The organism is Modicisalibacter ilicicola DSM 19980, assembly GCF_900128925.1.
Taxonomy (GTDB): domain Bacteria; phylum Pseudomonadota; class Gammaproteobacteria; order Pseudomonadales; family Halomonadaceae; genus Modicisalibacter; species Modicisalibacter ilicicola.
Window position 1 is genome coordinate 31,511 of the sequence record NZ_FQUJ01000016.1, and the last position, 17,588, is coordinate 49,098.

The following is a 17,588-nucleotide window of genomic DNA, read 5'->3' on the forward strand; positions in this document are numbered from 1 at the left end:
CCATTGCAGGCGTATGAAGAATGGCCAGGGGGACGACCGTTTAGGGTGCTTGCGTCTCTTGAGCCCGTCTGGAATCAGCGGCTGAGTTGGCACGGTTGTTTTCATTAGCCGAATCATCGCTATGGCGTAGTCCGTCTGCGATGATCCAGCGCGCCGCCTTTTCCGCGATCATCAGCGTAGGCGCATTGGTGTTGCCACTGGTGATCGTCGGCATGATGCTGGCATCGACCACCCGCAGGCCTGCGATACCCCGAACCCTGAGTCGTGTGTCGAGCACCGCGAACGGATCATCGTCACGCCCCATCTTCACCGTGCCTACAGGGTGGAAGATGGTGCTGGCGATATCACCGGCCAGCTTGGTTAGCTCCTCGTCGGTCTGGTACTGGACACCCGGCCGCCATTCCTCGGGCTGGTATTTGGCAAGCGCGGGCTGCGCCACGATCTCGCGTACCTGACGCAGGCTGGCGGCCGCCTCCCGGCGATCCTCGTCGGTGCTCAGATAATTCGGCGCGATGAGCGGCGGATCGTCACAGCGATTCGAGCGAATATGGACCGAACCGCGGCTGGTGGGATTGAGGTTGCATACGCTTGCGGTGAAGGCGGGGAACTTGTGTAGCCCTTCACCGAAGGCATCCAGGCTGAGGGGCTGTACGTGGTATTCCAGATTGGCATGCGGGTGACTCAGATCCGAGCGGGTAAAGGCGCCGAGCTGGCTCGGTGACATGCTCATCGGCCCGGATCGGCGCAGCATGTATTCAAGGCCGATCTTGGCCTTGCCGAACAGACTGCTGGTGAGCACATTGAGTGTCTTTACGCCCTGTACCTTGAACACGGCGCGGATCTGCAGATGATCCTGCAGGTTCTCGCCCACCCCTGGCGCATCACGCACGACCTCGATGCCCTGGGCCTTGAGCAGCGCCGCCGGACCGACACCGGAAAGCTGCAGGATCTGCGGTGAGCCGATGGCCCCTGCGCAGAGAACGACTTCATTGTTGGCACGGACGGTGGCCGCATCGCCGCCCCGGCGCACGACGGCGCCCACGCAGCGAGTACCGCCCTCTCCCGTCGACTCGAACACCAGGCGCTCGACCTGGGCGCCGGTCCAGACGGTCAAATTCGACCTATCTCTAATAGGGCGCAAGAACGCCTTCGAGGTATTCCAACGCCATCCCGAGCGCTGGTTGACCTCGAAATACCCCACACCGGCATTGTCGCCCGTGTTGAAGTCCTCGGTACGCTCGAATCCCGCCTCACCGGCGGCTTCGGCAAAGGCCTCGAGGATTTCCCAGCTCAGCCGCTGCTTTTCGACGCGCCACTCGCCGCCGTTGCCATGCAACTGTGCGAAGCGATCGCCGTTCCTGGCCTCGGGAGTGGCGCCGTTATCCAGGCGGTAATGATCCTCGTGAGCCTTGAAGTCGGGTAGCGAATTCTCCCAGTTCCAGGCGTCGTCACCGGTCAATTCGGCCCAGTGGTCATAGTCCCGCGCCTGGCCGCGCATGTAGATCATGCCGTTGATCGAGGAGCAGCCGCCCAGGGTCTTGCCGCGCGGATAGCGCAGTGAGCGTCCATTGAGCCCCGCCTCCGGCTCGGTCTGGTAGAGCCAGTCGGTGCGCGGGTTGCCGATGCAATAGAGATACCCCACCGGAATATGGATCCAGGGGTAATTGTCTTTCTGGCCAGCTTCAAGCAGCAGGACTCGTTTCGAGGAATCCTTGCTTAGCCGGTTGGCCAGCAGGCAACCGGCGGAACCGGCCCCTACAATGATGTAATCGAAGGCATCGCGTGGCATGACATTGATCTCCATCAGCGGGACACAGGCATGGCGAACTCAGCACCCTTGGTGATGCTTTCCGGCCAACGCTGCATGATCGATTTCTGCTTGGTGTAAAAGCGCACGCCCTCCTCGCCATAGGCATGCATGTCGCCGAACAGGCTCTTCTTCCAGCCACCGAAACCGTGCCATGCCATCGGCACGGGAATCGGCACATTGATACCCACCATGCCGACCTGAACCTGGCGGCCGAACTCGCGTGCCGCGTTGCCATCCCGGGTGAAGAGGCTGACGCCATTGCCATATTCATGATCATTGATGAGTTTCACGCCCTCGGCAAAATCCTTGGCCCGGACGCAGGAAAGCACGGGGCCGAAGATTTCCTCGCGATAGATCGCCATATCGGCGGTGACATGATCGAAGAGCGTGCCCCCCAGCCAGAACCCGTCTTCATGCCCCGGCACCTGCTGATCCCGACCATCGACCACCAGCTCGGCGCCCTGCTCGATGCCCTTGGCGATGTAGCCGGTGATCTTGTCCCGCGCCGCCGCGGACACGATCGGCCCCATTTCGGCATCGGCTTCGAGACCATTGGTAATCTTCAGCTGGCGCACCCGGTCAGTGAGCATGGGGATGAGACGATCGCCGACATCGCCGACCAGCACCGCCACCGAGATCGCCATGCAACGCTCGCCTGCGGATCCGTAAGCGGCACCGATCAGCGCATCGACCGCCTTGTCGAGATCCGCGTCCGGCATCACCAGCATGTGGTTCTTGGCGCCGCCAAGCGCCTGCACTCGCTTGCCGTTTCGGGCGCCGGTTTCATAGATGTAGTTGGCGATCGGGGTCGAGCCGACAAACGAAATCGCCTTGACGTCCTCGTGCTCCAGCAATGCATCCACCGCGACCTTGTCGCCCTGCACCACATTGAAGACGCCATCCGGAAAACCCGCCTCCTTCATCAACTCGGCATACAAAAGCGATGGCGTCGGATCGGTCGGCGAGGGTTTCAGGATGAAGGTATTGCCCGCGGCAATCGCTACCGGGAACATCCACATCGGTACCATGACCGGGAAATTGAAGGGCGTGATGCCCGCCACCACGCCGAGTGGCTGGCGCATGGTCCAGTTGTCGATGCCGGTGGACACCTGGTCGGTGTAGTCGCCCTTGAGCAGCTGGGGCATGCCGCAGGCGAACTCGACGATATCGATGCCCCGCTCCACCTCGCCACAGGCATCGCTGAACACCTTGCCATGCTCGAGGGTGATCGCCCGGGCCAGCTCTTCCTTGTGCTGGTTGAGCAACTGCAGGAACCTGTTCATCAGGCGGGCCCGACGGATGGCGGGCATGGCAGCCCAGGCCGGAAATGCCGCGGCGGCTGCCGCTACAGCGGCGTCCACATCCTTGGCATCCGCCAGGGCGACACGACCGGTGATGGTCCCGGTGGCGGGATTGAAGACGTCCTGAGTCCGCCCGGAACCTCCGGCGGCAGAGCGTCCAGCGATGAAGTGATCGATATTTGCAATGCTCATGATCAAGCCCCCGTTAATGCTATTGTTTTCCTTCCAGGCGGTTTGCAGACTCGCCTGGCTGGGCATAGGGGTAAACTGCGCGGTATGCGTCAGGAAATCCAATGACTTCTTCAAAACGCGATCATAAGCAGCGCTAATATCGCAAGCGCATCATACGCATCGATCGGGAAAGACAGGGATAGTGGTCGTTGAGACTTCAGCGCCGATACCTGATCAACGACTCGGGGCCGAGTCGCTTGGCGTTACACCGCAACTACCCCATCACCGTACGACCGATCAGCCAGACATGCAGCCAGAAGACGAAGGCGACGTAGAGCGCCAATCCCGCGACGATCACGACGACGTCGCCGCCGCGCTTTACCGGCACGCTGGGCACGGCCCGCGCATGGCGTCGGCGAAACGACAGCAGATCGAGCACTGCCCACACCAGGAAGGCGCCGAACAGCAAAAGATCGGCCAGGGTGCCGTTGATCAGCAGGTGCGCCAGCGCCCAGAGCACTACCGCGATGAGCATCGGATGACGCGTCCAGCGCTTGATGCGACTCGGCACGTAGGCGGCCACCAGTAGCGGAAATACCGGCAGCATGAGCAGAGCAGTGAGATGCCGCATTCCCGTCGGCGAGGTCCATAGAAGGGTCGGTGTCTGGCGCGCCATGCCGTATCCCCAGACGATCAACACCAGTCCCAGCAACGAGATCAATCCATAGCCGGCTTTCCAGGGCAGTTCGCCGAAACGGCGCACCTGGGCGTCGCGCCAGTCGGCACTGACGATGGCGACGCCATGAGGAACGAAGAACAGCAGCAAACCCAGTATCAGGATCGTCATGGCGTTTCTCCTTCGGCCTTTCGCATGACCGCCTTGAAAGCCTCGGCATCCTTCTCGCCGAAGAAGCACAGGATCACGTCCAGCTCGTGGCGCGGCAACGCTTCGGCCAGCACGTCGAGCACCACCCGCGCCGCCTCGTCGAAGGGATAGCCATAGACGCCGGTGGAGATCGCCGGGAAGGCGATGCTGCGACAGTCATGTTCGGCGGCAAGCGCCAGGGCGTTGCGGTAGCAGTTGGCGAGCAGGTGCGACTTGTCCTTGGTCTTGGCGTAGACCGGGCCTACGGTGTGGATCACGTAGCGCGCCGGCAGCTTGAAGCCGTCGGTCAGTGCGACCTCGCCGTCCGGCAGGCCGTCGGGCCAGTCGCTGTCGCGCAGACGCTGGCAGGCCTGCTTGAGCTCGGGGCCGGCGGCGCGGTGAATGGCGCCGTCCACGCCCCCGCCGCCCATCAGCGAATGGTTGGCGGCGTTGACGATGGCGTCCACCTCGAGCCGGGTGATGTCGCCGGTGATTACGCTGACCCGGCGTGCGAACAGGTCCTTGTCCATCGTTCCTCCTGGCTTTGCCTGAATGAAGTTGATATTGCCTCATTCCTGAGAATAATTGCTGCGCCTGGCGACTGCGTCGCAATCGGCAGCGTTCAACTCGATCTCCTGATGATAGGTTCTTGCGGCATATCATTGGAATGACCACCGACACAAGCGCTGGTAAGGTCGATAGAAGGACTCCCCTATCGCCGCCTGTCGGAAAACGTCAATGACTTCTCGCCCCAACCCGCGCATCCTGTTGCGCTTGCTGTCACTGCTACGCCCCTATCGCTGGCGCCTGGCAGGCGCCGGCATCGCCCTGCTGGTAGCCTCGGGGAGCGTGCTGCTGATGGGCCAGGGGCTGCGCCTGGTCATCGACCGTGGCTTCATGGACGGCGATGTCACCAGCCTCAACCAGGCCCTGGCCGGCCTGATCGCCGTGGTGGCCTTGCTGGCCGTGGCCTCGGCGACACGCTACTACCTGGTGACCTGGATCGGCGAGCGATTGGCCGCCGACCTGCGCGGTCGCGTGTTCGATCATCTGCTGACCCTGGAACCCGATTTCTTCGAGCGCAATGGCGCCGGCGAGATCCAGTCGCGCCTGACCGCGGATACCAGCGTGCTGCAGAGCCTGTTCGGCTCGTCACTGTCGGTGGCCCTGCGCAACCTGCTGATGCTGATCGGGGCGGTCATCCTGATGCTGATCACCCAGCCCTGGCTGAGTGCCCTGGTGCTGCTGGGCATTCCCGCCACGGTGCTGCCGATCCTGTGGTTCGGCCGGCGAGTCCGCCGATTGTCGCGCCATAGCCAGGACCGGGTTGCCGAACTGGGCCGCTATGCCGGGGAAGCCCTGGCAGGCATTCGCACCCTGCAGGCGTTCGGGCACGAGGAAACCGATCGCCGCGACTATGCACGGCATGTGGAATCCGCCTTCGCCGTCGCCATCAGCCGCACGCGCCAGCGTGCCTGGCTGACCGGCCTCGCCATGCTGGCGGTGTTCGCCGCGGTGGCCGTCATGCTGTGGCAGGGTGGCCACGCGGTGCTCGCCGGTGACATGAGCGCCGGGGAACTCTCGGCCTTCGTCTTCTATGCGGTGCTTGCCGCCGGCGCCGTGGCGGCGCTGGCCGAAGTCGCGGGAGATGTTCAGCGCGCCGCCGGGGCCGCCGAACGCCTGCTCGAACTGCTCGATGCAAAGGCCCAGATCCGGGCACCGGCGACCCCCGTCTCGCTGGACTCCCCGCTTCGCGGCGAGATCGTCATCGAGAACCTGAGTTTCAGCTATCCAAGCCGGCCGGAGTCGCCAGTGCTCGCAGCCATCGATCTGCATATCCATGCCGGTGAACGGATCGCCCTGGTCGGCCCCTCGGGGGCGGGCAAGAGTACGCTGCTGCAGTTGCTGCTGCGCTTCTACGACCCTCAGGAAGGCCGACTGATGCTGGATGGCGTGGATCTTCGCGAGCTCGATCCTGCCGAGTTGCGCCGGGCGATCGGCATGGTCGCCCAGGAGCCGGTGCTGTTCACCGGCACCGCCGCAGACAACATTCGCTACGGGGCACCCGAGGCCAGCGATGAGGCCGTTCGGGAGGCGGCACGCGACGCGAACGCCCTGGACTTCATCCTGGCCCTGCCCAACGGCTTCGACACCTACCTGGGGCCGGGGGGCGTGCAATTGTCGGGAGGCCAGCGCCAGCGTCTGGCGATCGCCCGAGCGCTGTTGCGCGACCCGGCCGTACTGCTGCTCGACGAGGCGACCAGCGCCCTGGATGCCGAAAGCGAGCGACTGGTACAGGAAGCGCTGGACCGGCTGATGGTCGGCCGCACCAGCCTGGTCGTGGCACACCGCCTGGCCACGGTAGTGGCCGCCGATCGCCTGCTGGTCTTCGATCACGGCCGGCTGGTAGGCGCGGGTGCCCACACCGAGCTACTCGAGAGCAACGCCCTCTACCGCCACCTGGCCAGCCTGCAGTTCGATCTGAACGGAGGCACCGGAGCCTTATCCACCAAGGAGCCTACGGGGTATCATCGCTAGACTATGCCCGAAAAGTGCCTGCGCTCGCCCATACGCCGTTCAAGACCGCCCCGGTTCTGCCGATAGAGTAGAGTGAGTCGATAGTGCGTGCGTGTCCCGGTCGAGATGGACGCCCCATGTTCGGCATGATATCGGCCACAGGACAGGGACGGGCCATGGGGTTCTTACCGACCAGACTGCTGTTTCATCGCTACATCCTACCGGCCCTGATCTGTCAGCTGGTGGTTTCGGGCCTGTTGCTGTGGTGGCACGCCCGCGCCTATCTGGTCCCGGATGGCGCCTTCCTCAGCGCCAGCATGCTGGCCCTGCTGAGCAGCCTCGGCGCCCTCTTCCTGACCCTTCTGGTGGTACTGGTCATCCTGTTGCAGCGCTATTTCCTGCATCGGGTACACCTGCTGGTCGACTACGTGAAACACCAGCAGCAGGGCCCCGTCAGAACGCCCCCCACCGAACTGTTCGAGAACGCGGACGACATCACCGTGCTGACCGAGGAGATCCATCGCCTGCTGGAAACCCTCTGCAGTCAGAACGTGCTCCTGCGCGTGCAATCTCTCATCGATCCGCTGACCGGCCTGGGCAATCGCCGTCTGCTCGATCAGCGACTGGAAATGACGCTGCCCATCTCGCGCCGGCGCCTGACGCCGTTGTCGATGCTCATGATCGACGTCGATTATTTCAAGCAGTACAACGACCATTACGGCCATGCCGCCGGCGACAGCTGCCTGGTCGAGATCGCCAACGTGCTGCGCGATACCTTCCGCCGGGAAACGGACATCGTCATTCGCCACGGCGGGGAGGAATTTCTCGTGGTGCTGCTCGATGCGGACAAGGCGGTCGCCATGGACCTGGCCGAAGCCATGCGCAGCATGCTTCAGGCGGTGGGCATTCGACACCCCGCGTCACCGATAAGCCCCGTGGTGACGGTCAGCATCGGCGTGGCCACCGCCGAGGCCGGCACCCAGATCGACACGGAGACCCTGATCGCCTGTGCCGACGCGGCGCTTTACCGGTGCAAGGATCAGGGGCGCAATCGCGTCCTGTGTTGCGAGATGAACCCCGAGATGCGCGATAACCTGGACTCGATGCTGCACTGATCCCTCGATTGAGATGGCGCAAGCCCTCTCGTACACTCGGTCGACATCTTTCAACAGGGAAGAAGCCCATGGCCTTCGCAGGAACGTCGACCTATATCGCCACGGACGCGCTACGCCTGGCCGTCGATGCCGCAGTAACGCTGGAGCGACCACTGCTGATCAAGGGAGAGCCGGGCACCGGCAAGACCCTGCTTGCCGAGGAACTGGCGCATTCGCTGGACACCCGCCTCATCACCTGGCACATCAAGTCCACCACCAAGGCCCATCAGGGGCTCTACGAATACGATGCGGTCAGCCGTCTGCGCGATTCCCAGCTGGGCATCGAGGGCGTTCACGAGGTGCGCAACTACATCAAGCCCGGCAAGCTCTGGGAAGCCTTCGAAGCCGATCGGCGCGTGGTGCTGCTGATCGACGAGATCGACAAGGCGGACATCGAGTTCCCCAACGACCTGCTCCAGGAACTCGACCGCATGGAGTTCTACGTCTACGAGACCGACCAGACCGTGCGGGCGCGCCACCGGCCGATCATCGTCATCACCTCCAACAACGAGAAGGAACTGCCGGATGCCTTCCTGCGCCGCTGCTTCTTTCACTACATCGAGTTTCCGGACCACCAGACGATGCAGAACATCGTCGATGTACACTTCCCGGAGATCGAATCGCGGCTGGTGGCGCAGGCCCTGGAGGTGTTCTTCGACCTGCGCGAGGTACCGGGACTGAAGAAGAAACCCTCCACCTCGGAACTCATCGACTGGCTCAAGCTGCTGATGGCCGACGAACTGTCCCGGGAGACGCTCTACCAGCGCGACCCGAGCCAGGCGATACCGCCCCTGGCCGGAGCCCTGGTCAAGAACGAGCAGGACACCGCCCTGCTTCATCGACTGGCCTTCATGATGCGCCGCCAACGCGGCGGCCAGGGTCGCTGAGTCATGTTCATCGGCCTTTTCGACACCCTGAAGCGTGCCGGTGTGCCGGTCTCCCTGCGCGAGCTGCTCGACCTGCATGCCGCGGTCGAGCGTGGCATCGTGTTTGCCGACGCGGACGATTTCTATCGCCTGGCGCGCCTGATACTGGTCAAGGACGAGCGCTACTACGACCGGTTCGACCGCGCCTTCGGCGCCTGGTTTCAAGGCATCGAGAGCCTGGAGTCGGCCATCGAGTCCCTGATCCCCGACGACTGGCTGCGCCGCGAGTTCGAGCGTTCGCTCACCGACGCGGAAAAGGCCAGGATCCAGTCCCTGGGTGGGCTGGAACAGTTGATCGAGACCTTCAAGCAGCGCCTGGAGGAGCAGCAGAAGCGCCATGCCGGCGGCAACAAGTGGATCGGTACCGGCGGCACCAGCCCCTTCGGCGCCTATGGCTACAACCCGGAGGGGATCCGCGTCGGCCAGGACGGTTCCCGCCATCGCCGCGCGGCCAAGGTATGGGACGAGCGCCACTTCCGTGACTACGACGACACCCTGGAACTCGGTACCCGCAACATGCAGATGGCATTGCGCCGGCTTCGGCGCTTCGCCCGCAGCGGTGCCGGCGAAGAGTTCGACATCGAGGGCACCATCGAGGCCACGGCCCGGGACAGCGGCCTGCTCGACATCCGCATGCGCCCGGAACGCCATAATGCGGTCAAGGTGCTGCTGCTGCTCGATGTGGGCGGCTCGATGGACGATCATGTCCGCGTCTGCGAGGAGCTGTTCTCGGCCTGTCGCAGCGAGTTCAAGCACCTCGAGCACTTCTACTTCCACAACTGCCTCTACGAAGGGGTGTGGCGGGACAATCGTCGGCGGGACAGGCGTCTCGGCACGTTCGAGTTGCTGCGCACCTTCGGGACGGATTACAAGGTGATCGTCGTCGGCGATGCCGCCATGTCTCCTTACGAGATCACCCACCCCGGCGGCAGCGTGGAACATTTCAATGACGAGTCCGGCGCGGTCTGGCTCCAGCGACTCACCGGCAGGTTCAACAGGCTTGCCTGGCTCAACCCGCTGCCACGCCGCGCCTGGGAGTACACCCCCTCCACTCGCCTGATTCGCGAATTGATCGATGACCGCATGTATCCCACCACGCTCCAGGGGCTCGAGGAAGCCACCCGGGAACTCGTGCGCTGAGCCGCGACACCGACTGTTACAGGCCGATACAACAAAGGCTCGCGCGGTAATTGCCTGGCTTTTGATACTGTATATAATTACAGAATTTGCTTCACATCGCTTTCTCTGGATGGGCAATTATAGCTATTTAAAGCTATAATATTGACTAATAGTATTTTTTAGCTATCACTATATATAGCTTTTTACGGCTATAATCTGCCAATATAGCGTTTTAAGGCGATCGCGACTCGAGGCAAATGGAGAGAATGGCGACTATCGGGGTACTGACCGGCGACGTGGTCGGTTCGCAACGCATCAAGGACAAATCCCGGCTTGGCAGCACCCTGGATCGGGTCCTGGAACTGCTCGAGAACCGCTTCGATGCGCTCAGCGACCGCTACCGAGGCGATGGTTTCCAGGTCGTGCTTCCCGATCCAGCCAACAGCATGACCGCAGCGGTGTTGCTTCGCGCGGCCCTGATAGAGCAGTCGCCCTCCCGCCAGGCCATGTGGGATGCGCGCATCGCCGTCGGCGTGGGAACCGGTGAAGTTCCTGACCCCCAGCATTTCGCGCAGGCCGACGGCCAGGCCTTCATACTCTCGGGCCGACGTCTGGATGAGCTGAGCGACACGACGGACCGCCTGGCGATCGTCACCTCTTCGCCCGAACTCGACGTGACACTGACGCTGGTAACGCGCTTCGCGGACGACATACTCAGCCACTGGTCGCGCTTCTCCGCGGAGGTGGTGTCGCTGAGCCTGCTGCACGACGAGTCCCAGCAGGCGTTGGCACGTCGCCTCGGCCGTGCCCAGCCAACCATCAATCGTCGCCTCGCAGCGGCGCGCTGGCCTCTGATTCGCGACTACCTGGCCTACACCGCCTCGAAGCTGAAGCAAGCGAAGCGCTGAATAAAGGGAACTGCCATGACGTCTTCGGCTCTCTCATTACTGCTGTTGCTGCTGCTCGCCCATCTGGCCGGCGACTTCCTGCTGCAGGGCAAGAAGTGGGTGCGCAGCAAGCAGCAGCTAGGCTACCGCTCTCCGGCGGTCTACCAGCATGCCGGGGTGCATGCGCTACTGGCGCTGGTCGCCATGCTGGTCAGCGGACAGGCGCTGGGGGCCGCGCTGCTGGCGGCACTGGCCATCGGCGTCAGCCATCTGCTCATCGACATCCTCAAGAGCTACACCCCCGACCAGGTCCGCTATTTTCTGATCGACCAGACGCTGCATCTGCTGGTGATCCTGCTGGCCTGGCGCTGGCTGGCGCGGCCCGAGCCTATGCCCGCGCTGGAGGCCTGGCTGCTGCGCCCCGAACCGCTGGCGATCCTGCTGGCCTACGTGCTGATCACGCGCCCGCTGTCGATCCTCGTCGCGCTGGTGATGCAGCGCTGGAGTGCCCAGGTCGACAACCGGGGCACCCTGGCCGATGCCGGGGCAAGAATCGGCATGCTGGAACGCTTCCTGGTACTGACCTTCGTGCTGAGCGGAGAATTCACCCCCATCGGCTTTCTGCTGGCCGCCAAGTCGGTACTGCGTTTCGGCGACCTGCGCGAGGACCGCGATCGCAAGCTCACGGAGTATGTGCTGCTGGGCACCATGCTCAGCTTTTCCCTGACCCTGCTGCTGGGGCTCGCCCTGCGCTACTTACTCCAGATGCCATGACCTTGTCCGCCTATTTTTCTCGAAGTCGGCTCCCACGCTGCAGGGTGTGCCCACCACTGCTGCTGATCATGGTGGTCACCCTCGTCATGGCGAGCTGCAGCGGCCTGGAACAGCGCCCCGGCTATATCGTCGACCAGCGGCAGGTAGCACCTTCCCATTCAAGCCGCATACGCCATCTGGTGATTCACTACACCGATGGCAACGAGTCGCGCTCGCTGACGACGCTGACCGGCTCCCGGGTCAGCGCCCACTACCTGCTTCCCCTGCCAGCCCGGCACGCCCGCGGGCAGCCCCTGGTCTATCAACTGGTGGACGAATCCCGTCGCGCCTGGCATGCCGGCGACAGCGCCTGGAAGAAGCGCAGCAACATCAACGACACCTCGATCGGCATCGAGATCGTCAACCTGGGGCCCGACCGCCCGTTCGTGCAGGTCGAGCAACTGCTCGAGGGCCGGCCCGAGGGCCAGGACGCCATTCACTGGGCGCCCTACCCAAAGGCCCAGATCGATACCCTGATTCGCCTTGCCCGGGACATCATCGCCCAATACGACATCGACCCCACCAACGTGGTCGGTCACGCAGATATCGCCCCTTCCCGCAAGATCGACCCGGGCCCGCTTTTTCCCTGGCACCGGCTCTATCAGGCTGGCATCGGCGCCTGGCCGGAGGCCGACAGGGTGGCGCACTATCGCGACCGTTTCAGCCGGCAGGCGCCATCCCTGGCCGAGTTGCAGTCGACACTTGCCGATTACGGCTATCCCGTGGCGGTGACGGGCGAGCTCGACCCCCAGACGCGCCATGTCCTGAGAGCATTCCAGATGCATTTTCGGCCACGCGATTATCGCGGCCTTCCCGATGCGGAAACCGCCGCGATCGCCTGGGCGCTGCGCGAGCGCTACCGCGCCGAGGAAGGCGACGACGACGAGACCGACGAATACCAATAGCGGGGTGGCCACGCTCTCCCGCACGCGCTTTCCTCGACTTTTGCTGCCATCAGGGCTTGCCCGTACAATGCATCCGATACGTCACCACCGTGGCGAGCCGCCACGCCGACAAGCCATCAAGGAACCTTCTACCCCATGCGCGCCAGTCAGCTATTGATCGCCACCCTCAAGGAAACCCCGGCCGACGCCGAAATCGTCAGCCACCAGCTGATGCTGCGCGCCGGCATGATTCGTCGCCTGACATCGGGGCTCTATACCTGGCTGCCCGTCGGTCTGCGTACCTTGCGCAAGGTCGAGCGCATCGTGCGTGAGGAGATGAATCGGGCCGGCGCCCAGGAAGTGTTGATGCCGGCGGTGCAACCCGCCGAGCTGTGGCAGGAGTCCGGGCGCTGGGAACAGTATGGTCCCGAACTGCTGCGGGTGATCGACCGCCATCAGCGCGATTACTGCATCGGTCCCACCCACGAGGAGGTGATCACCGATCTGACGCGTCGCGAGATCGGCAGCTATAAGCAGTTGCCGATGAACTTCTACCAGGTTCAGACCAAGTTTCGGGATGAGATCCGGCCGCGCTTCGGGGTGATGCGCTCCCGGGAATTCATCATGAAAGACGCCTACTCCTTCCATGCGAACGAAGCCTCGCTCAAGGAGGGCTACCAGGTGATGTATGACGCCTACGTGCGTATCTTCACGCGCCTGGGCCTCGACTTCCGTCCGGTACTGGCGGACAACGGCGCGATCGGCGGCACCGGCTCTCACGAGTTCCACGTGCTCGCGGAATCCGGCGAGGACGATATCGCCTTCTCCAGCGACTCCGACTACGCCGCCAACATCGAGATGGCCGAAGCATTGCCCGTCCCCATGGGCATCCAGGCCACTCGCCCAGCGCCGACCGAGGAGCTGCGCCTGGTGGATACGCCCAACGCCCGGACCATCGCTACCCTGGTCGAGCAGCACGGCCTGCCCATCGAGAAGACCATCAAGACGCTGATGGTGCATGCTGCCGAGGGCGGCCTGATCGCCCTTCTGGTTCGCGGCGACCATGAACTCAACGAGATAAAGGCCGAGAACCTGGCCGAGGTCGCCGCACCCCTGACCATGGCGACGGAAGACGAGATCCGTGCAGTCGTGGGGGCCGGGCCCGGCTCCCTGGGGCCGGTCAACCTCGACATGCCGATCGTCATCGATCGCAGCGTGGCCCTGATGAGCGACTTCGGTGCCGGCGCCAATAGCGACGGCAAGCACTATTTCGGCATCAACTGGGAACGCGACGTGCCGCTGCCCAAGGTGGCCGACCTGCGCAATGTGGTGGCCGGCGATCCCTCTCCGGATGGCAAGGGCACGCTCTCGATCAAGCGCGGCATCGAGGTCGGTCACGTCTTCCAGCTGGGTACCAAGTATTCCGAGGCAATGAACGCCACGGTGCTCGACGAAACCGGCAAGGCCACGCCGTTGTGGATGGGTTGCTACGGTATCGGGGTGACCCGGGTGGTGGCCGCCGCCATCGAGCAGAACCATGACGCCAACGGCATCATCTGGCCCAACGCCATCGCCCCCTTCGAGGTGGTGCTGGTGCCGATGAATGCCCACAAGTCGGTACGCGTGCGCGAGACCGCCGAACGCCTGTACGGCGAACTCGCCGCCCAGGGCATCGACGTGCTGCTCGACGACCGTGACCTACGCCCCGGGGTCAGGTTCGCCGATCAGGAACTGATCGGCATTCCGCACCGCGTGGTGATCGGCGATCGCGGTCTGGACAACGGCGAACTGGAGTACAAGGGCCGTCGTGACGATAACACTACCATGGTCCCAGCGGACGAATTGATCGATTTCCTGCGTGAGCGCCTTCAAGCATAGCCTTCTGGTTGGACTCGTTGCGGCCCTGTTGTCCTCATCGGCGACAGGTGCCGCGCGTGCCCCCGAGAGCATTCCCTCTACCCTCCTCGATACCCTGGCGTCCACGGTCAGGGCGTCGCAAGAAAAGGAGCGGGATACCCAGTCCCGACGCTGGCTGAGTGCCATGCAGCCGCGTCTCGACCGAATCGCCCCGGGCAACGGCCAATACCCCGACCTGCTCGACCGTGTTCGACTCGAGGCGGCTCTGGCCGGCCTGTCACCGGAACTCGTGCTGGCGCTCATCCAGGTGGAGAGTGCCTTCGACCCAACGGCCGTCTCCTCCGCCGGCGCCCAGGGACTCATGCAGATCATGCCTTTCTGGAAGGAGGTCATCGGCCGGCCCGAGGATGATCTTTTCGATGCCGCTCTCAATCTGCGCTACGGCTGCACCATCCTGGCACACTATCTGCGCGTGGAAGAGGGCGACCTGACCCGCGCCCTGGCACGCTACAACGGCAGCCTTGGACAGACCTGGTACCCCGAACGCGTCATGCGGGCCTGGTCGACCCGCTGGCGAGCGCCCCGCGAGTGGCAGGGCGATACACTCGGCGCATCGCCGTGAACGCAGCCTTTGTTACCTCAACGTGAACTGGTCGTTTGCGAATCGAATTGGCACCGATGCCAGCCGTTGTTGTCTCATGTGTGCTTTCTGCAAAAACCGCTCTTGTCACTATCGAGAACTTCTTGAACGCGTTCAATTACGCCTGGGTCTGGCGCGCAAGACGCTATATCGTCGTTACCCTCGCCTCGCTGAGCCGGGGCCTCGGGCTCCTACTTCTGTTTCTTGCCGTGGGCGCCAGCCGGGGTGCTGAACCGCTTTTGAGGGCATCACGGCGTCGGCCCCGCCAGGAAAGGCGCGCGAGCCGGCTTCAGAGTCGATTGCTTGCCCTGCTTGCTCGCCTGCAGCTTCGCCACACCGACCCGCTCACCGGCATTGCCAGCCAATCGTCCGCCCAGCGCGAGATGCAAAAGCTTCTCGACGCCGACCAGGCGTTCATGCTGATCCGCCTGAGCATCGACAACGTCAAGCGAATCAACAAGACCCTGGGCTACGATATCGGCGATCAACTGCTCGTCGCCCTGACCCAGCGCCTCATCCGGCTGGAATACCATCATGGACGCCTCTATCGCCTGGGCGGCAACGAGTTCCTGATGCTGGTGTCTCCGCCCATCGTGGGGACCGCCTTTCTCGAGCAGCTGCGCGAGCACCTCGGCCAGCCGCTGCAGCTTTCCGGGACCTCGCTGATTCCCACGATCGCCCTGGCGATACTGCAAGGCCCGGAGGATGGCCGAAACGTTCATCAGCTGCTGTATCGCTCTTCCATCGCCCTTGTACAGGCACGGCAATCCCGGGATGGCTTTCACGTCTATCAGTGCGGGCTCGACCATCGCCACGAGCGAGAAAAGCGACTTCTCCAGGACCTGGTGCATGCCGTTCAGCACCAGCAACTGAAGGTGGTCTATCAACCCAAGATTCGTATCGCCAATGGCCAGGTGGCCGGCTTCGAGGCCCTGCTGCAGTGGCAGCACCCTTCCCTGGGACTATTGCAACCCGACGAATTCCTTCCCCTGGCCGTGCACTCGGGACACATGGCCCTGATCGGCAGCTGGATGATGGAGTGTGTGATGGATCACATGGCCGAGTGGCAGGTCCATGGTTACGCCGAGGATGTGGCCGTCAATCTTTCCGCCGTGGATCTCGACGATACCCAGCTTGCCGGGCGCCTACTGGCCGGGCTCAACCGCCGACGCCTCCCTGCACGTCACCTGATGCTGGAGATCACCGAGCAGACGATGATGCTCGATCCGGCGCTGGCGGCACGCCTGCTGGAAGAGCTGCGTGATCAGGGCATCCGAGTGGCCATCGACGATTTCGGCACCGGTTATTCCTCCCTGGCTCAGCTGCGCCACTTGCCGCTGGATGTACTCAAGATCGACAAGTCCTTTGTCATGGGTCTGCCGTCGCAGCGAGAAGACACCATGATCGTGAATTCGAGCATCGCCCTGGCGCATGACTTCGGCCTGGAAGTCATCGCCGAGGGTGTGGAGACGCCGCAGCAGCTGGCCTTGCTGGCCAAGGCCGGGTGCGATCAGGCCCAGGGATATCTGATCTCGCGCGCCATGGATGCGGATCGAGTCATTCCCTGGCTCAAGGAGTACCGAGCCTCGGCCCCGCCCTCCTTCCTGCGTGTCGTGCAGACCTAAAAAAGCCGACCCGAAGGCCGGCTACAAGGGGGCGGAGCCCCCTCCCCTGACGACAATCCTGCGATCACGCTGACAAGTCTTTCCCGAAGAACCTCAGGGCAGACGCTTGCCCTTGCGTTTCTGATCGCGAATGATGAAGGCGGCGAATCCCCCCATGAAGGCGATCATCATGCCGACGGTCACCAGCCCGAAAATGACAGCTTCATCCCAGTACATGGTGATACCTCCTTCCTCATGTTCGTTGAAGCCACTCTAGAAGACGGAGCACGCAGGGATGTTGATTGGAATCAAGTATTCGGGCGTGCTCGACAGGGAGACGAACAAAACTTGACTTGAATCATGTTCAGGGCAGCCAAGGGCCCTGGCGATCCTCGACTCGGGCAAGGTGTAATGCACGGTCACCGCCCGGGGTGCGGCGATGGTCATGGCATATCCTTGCGCGGGAATCATTCCTGACGGCGCAAATGGTGAACGGGCATTTCCAGGCGTTGCTGGTTGTGCAGCATGTTGAGCAGCACGATGGCCCGTTCCTCGCCTTTCTGGCTTTCGAAAACTGCCTGAAGCGCACGAAAGGGGCCTTCGGTGATCTCGACGATCTCGCCGGCGCGGAAATAGACGTTGCCATCCCGGGAAGAAGCGGTTTCCAGGGAACTCTTGCGCAAGGCATCGATCAACTCGTCGGCCACCGGCAGGGGCTCGTTGCCGAAGCCGACCAGCCTGAGTACCCCTCGGGTCGAACGAATGGGACGCCAGTTGCTGGCCAGCCGGTCCAGGCGGATGAACAGATAGTACGGAAACAGCGGCTCATCGAGCCATTCGAGCTTGCCGCGGCGCTTTTTCTGCACCTGAAGCACCGGATGAAACACCTCATAATCCTGATTGTTCAGATGCTCCGAAGCACGAAAGGACTCGCCTCCCTTGCACTGGATCAAGTACCAGCGAGGCGTTGCGTCGCCCTCGAAAAACTCGTCATCGGCAGATTGATCGCTCATAACACTCCATAGCTAGAGGCCTGCTCC

Annotated in this window: 16 protein-coding genes; 10 read left to right on the forward strand and 6 right to left on the reverse strand. The window is 63.1% G+C overall.

Annotated features, from left to right (window positions below):
• Nucleotides 1-40: 40 nt before the first annotated feature.
• From BUA41_RS15645 to BUA41_RS15660, 4 genes are all read right to left on the reverse strand, one after another.
• Nucleotides 41-1,789, reverse strand: a complete 1,749-nt coding sequence (locus BUA41_RS15645; protein WP_084671708.1) for a GMC family oxidoreductase — start codon at nt 1,787-1,789, stop codon at nt 41-43.
• A 14-nt stretch (nt 1,790-1,803) separates the two neighbouring features.
• Nucleotides 1,804-3,303 carry a CoA-acylating methylmalonate-semialdehyde dehydrogenase gene (locus BUA41_RS15650; RefSeq protein ID WP_072824555.1) on the reverse strand — a complete coding sequence of 500 codons (1,500 nt, stop codon included), beginning with the start codon at nt 3,301-3,303 and terminating at the stop codon, nt 1,804-1,806.
• A gap of 253 nt (nt 3,304-3,556) precedes the next feature.
• Entirely contained in the window at nt 3,557-4,129 is a 573-nt protein-coding gene (locus tag BUA41_RS15655) for an NnrU family protein (RefSeq protein ID WP_072824557.1), read from the reverse strand.
• Nucleotides 4,126-4,677, reverse strand: coding sequence for an O-acetyl-ADP-ribose deacetylase (locus BUA41_RS15660; protein ID WP_072824559.1), 552 nt, complete (start codon nt 4,675-4,677; stop codon nt 4,126-4,128). Before BUA41_RS15660 ends, BUA41_RS15655 begins: the two co-directional genes overlap by 4 nt.
• Before the next feature lie 208 nt (nt 4,678-4,885).
• Between BUA41_RS15660 and BUA41_RS15665 the strand changes: the two genes are divergently transcribed.
• From BUA41_RS15665 to BUA41_RS15710, 10 genes are all read left to right on the forward strand, one after another.
• On the forward strand, nt 4,886-6,685 hold the full coding sequence (locus BUA41_RS15665) for an ABC transporter transmembrane domain-containing protein (protein ID WP_072824561.1): 1,800 nt from the start codon (nt 4,886-4,888) through the stop codon (nt 6,683-6,685).
• Between the two features lie 155 nt (nt 6,686-6,840).
• Nucleotides 6,841-7,779: a GGDEF domain-containing protein gene (locus tag BUA41_RS15670; RefSeq protein WP_175546993.1), complete on the forward strand. Its 939-nt coding sequence runs from the start codon at nt 6,841-6,843 to the stop codon at nt 7,777-7,779.
• A 68-nt stretch (nt 7,780-7,847) separates the two neighbouring features.
• On the forward strand, nt 7,848-8,705 hold the full coding sequence (locus BUA41_RS15675; RefSeq protein ID WP_072824565.1) for an AAA family ATPase: 858 nt from the start codon (nt 7,848-7,850) through the stop codon (nt 8,703-8,705).
• Between the two features lie 3 nt (nt 8,706-8,708).
• Nucleotides 8,709-9,884, forward strand: coding sequence for a vWA domain-containing protein (locus BUA41_RS15680; protein ID WP_072824567.1), 1,176 nt, complete (start codon nt 8,709-8,711; stop codon nt 9,882-9,884).
• Nucleotides 9,885-10,129: 245 nt separating this feature from the next.
• Nucleotides 10,130-10,771 carry a hypothetical protein gene (locus BUA41_RS15685; RefSeq protein ID WP_072824569.1) on the forward strand — a complete coding sequence of 214 codons (642 nt, stop codon included), beginning with the start codon at nt 10,130-10,132 and terminating at the stop codon, nt 10,769-10,771.
• 15 nt (nt 10,772-10,786) lie between these two features.
• On the forward strand, nt 10,787-11,524 hold the full coding sequence (locus BUA41_RS15690) for a DUF3307 domain-containing protein (RefSeq protein ID WP_072824571.1): 738 nt from the start codon (nt 10,787-10,789) through the stop codon (nt 11,522-11,524).
• Between the two features lie 44 nt (nt 11,525-11,568).
• Nucleotides 11,569-12,468 (forward strand): N-acetylmuramoyl-L-alanine amidase, encoded by a 900-nt coding sequence (locus BUA41_RS15695; protein WP_281247855.1) that lies wholly within the window; start codon nt 11,569-11,571, stop codon nt 12,466-12,468.
• Between the two features lie 135 nt (nt 12,469-12,603).
• A complete protein-coding gene (locus tag BUA41_RS15700; protein ID WP_072824572.1) occupies nt 12,604-14,325 on the forward strand; it encodes a proline--tRNA ligase in 1,722 nt (573 codons plus the stop codon).
• The gene (locus BUA41_RS15705) at nt 14,306-14,926 is read left to right on the forward strand and encodes a lytic transglycosylase domain-containing protein (RefSeq protein WP_245791939.1); all 621 of its coding nucleotides are present in this window, start codon (nt 14,306-14,308) and stop codon (nt 14,924-14,926) included. Before BUA41_RS15700 ends, BUA41_RS15705 begins: the two co-directional genes overlap by 20 nt.
• A gap of 122 nt (nt 14,927-15,048) precedes the next feature.
• Nucleotides 15,049-16,569, forward strand: coding sequence for a putative bifunctional diguanylate cyclase/phosphodiesterase (locus BUA41_RS15710; protein WP_175546994.1), 1,521 nt, complete (start codon nt 15,049-15,051; stop codon nt 16,567-16,569).
• 93 nt (nt 16,570-16,662) lie between these two features.
• Here the strand turns inward: BUA41_RS15710 and ccoM are convergent, their stop codons facing one another.
• Together ccoM and rfaH are read right to left on the reverse strand one after the other, a co-directional pair.
• Nucleotides 16,663-16,785, reverse strand: a complete 123-nt coding sequence (gene ccoM, locus BUA41_RS19615; protein ID WP_281247856.1) for a cytochrome c oxidase subunit CcoM — start codon at nt 16,783-16,785, stop codon at nt 16,663-16,665.
• Nucleotides 16,786-17,015: 230 nt separating this feature from the next.
• Nucleotides 17,016-17,561 carry a transcription/translation regulatory transformer protein RfaH gene (gene rfaH, locus BUA41_RS15715; RefSeq protein ID WP_072824576.1) on the reverse strand — a complete coding sequence of 182 codons (546 nt, stop codon included), beginning with the start codon at nt 17,559-17,561 and terminating at the stop codon, nt 17,016-17,018.
• Between the last annotated feature and the right edge of the window lie 27 nt (nt 17,562-17,588).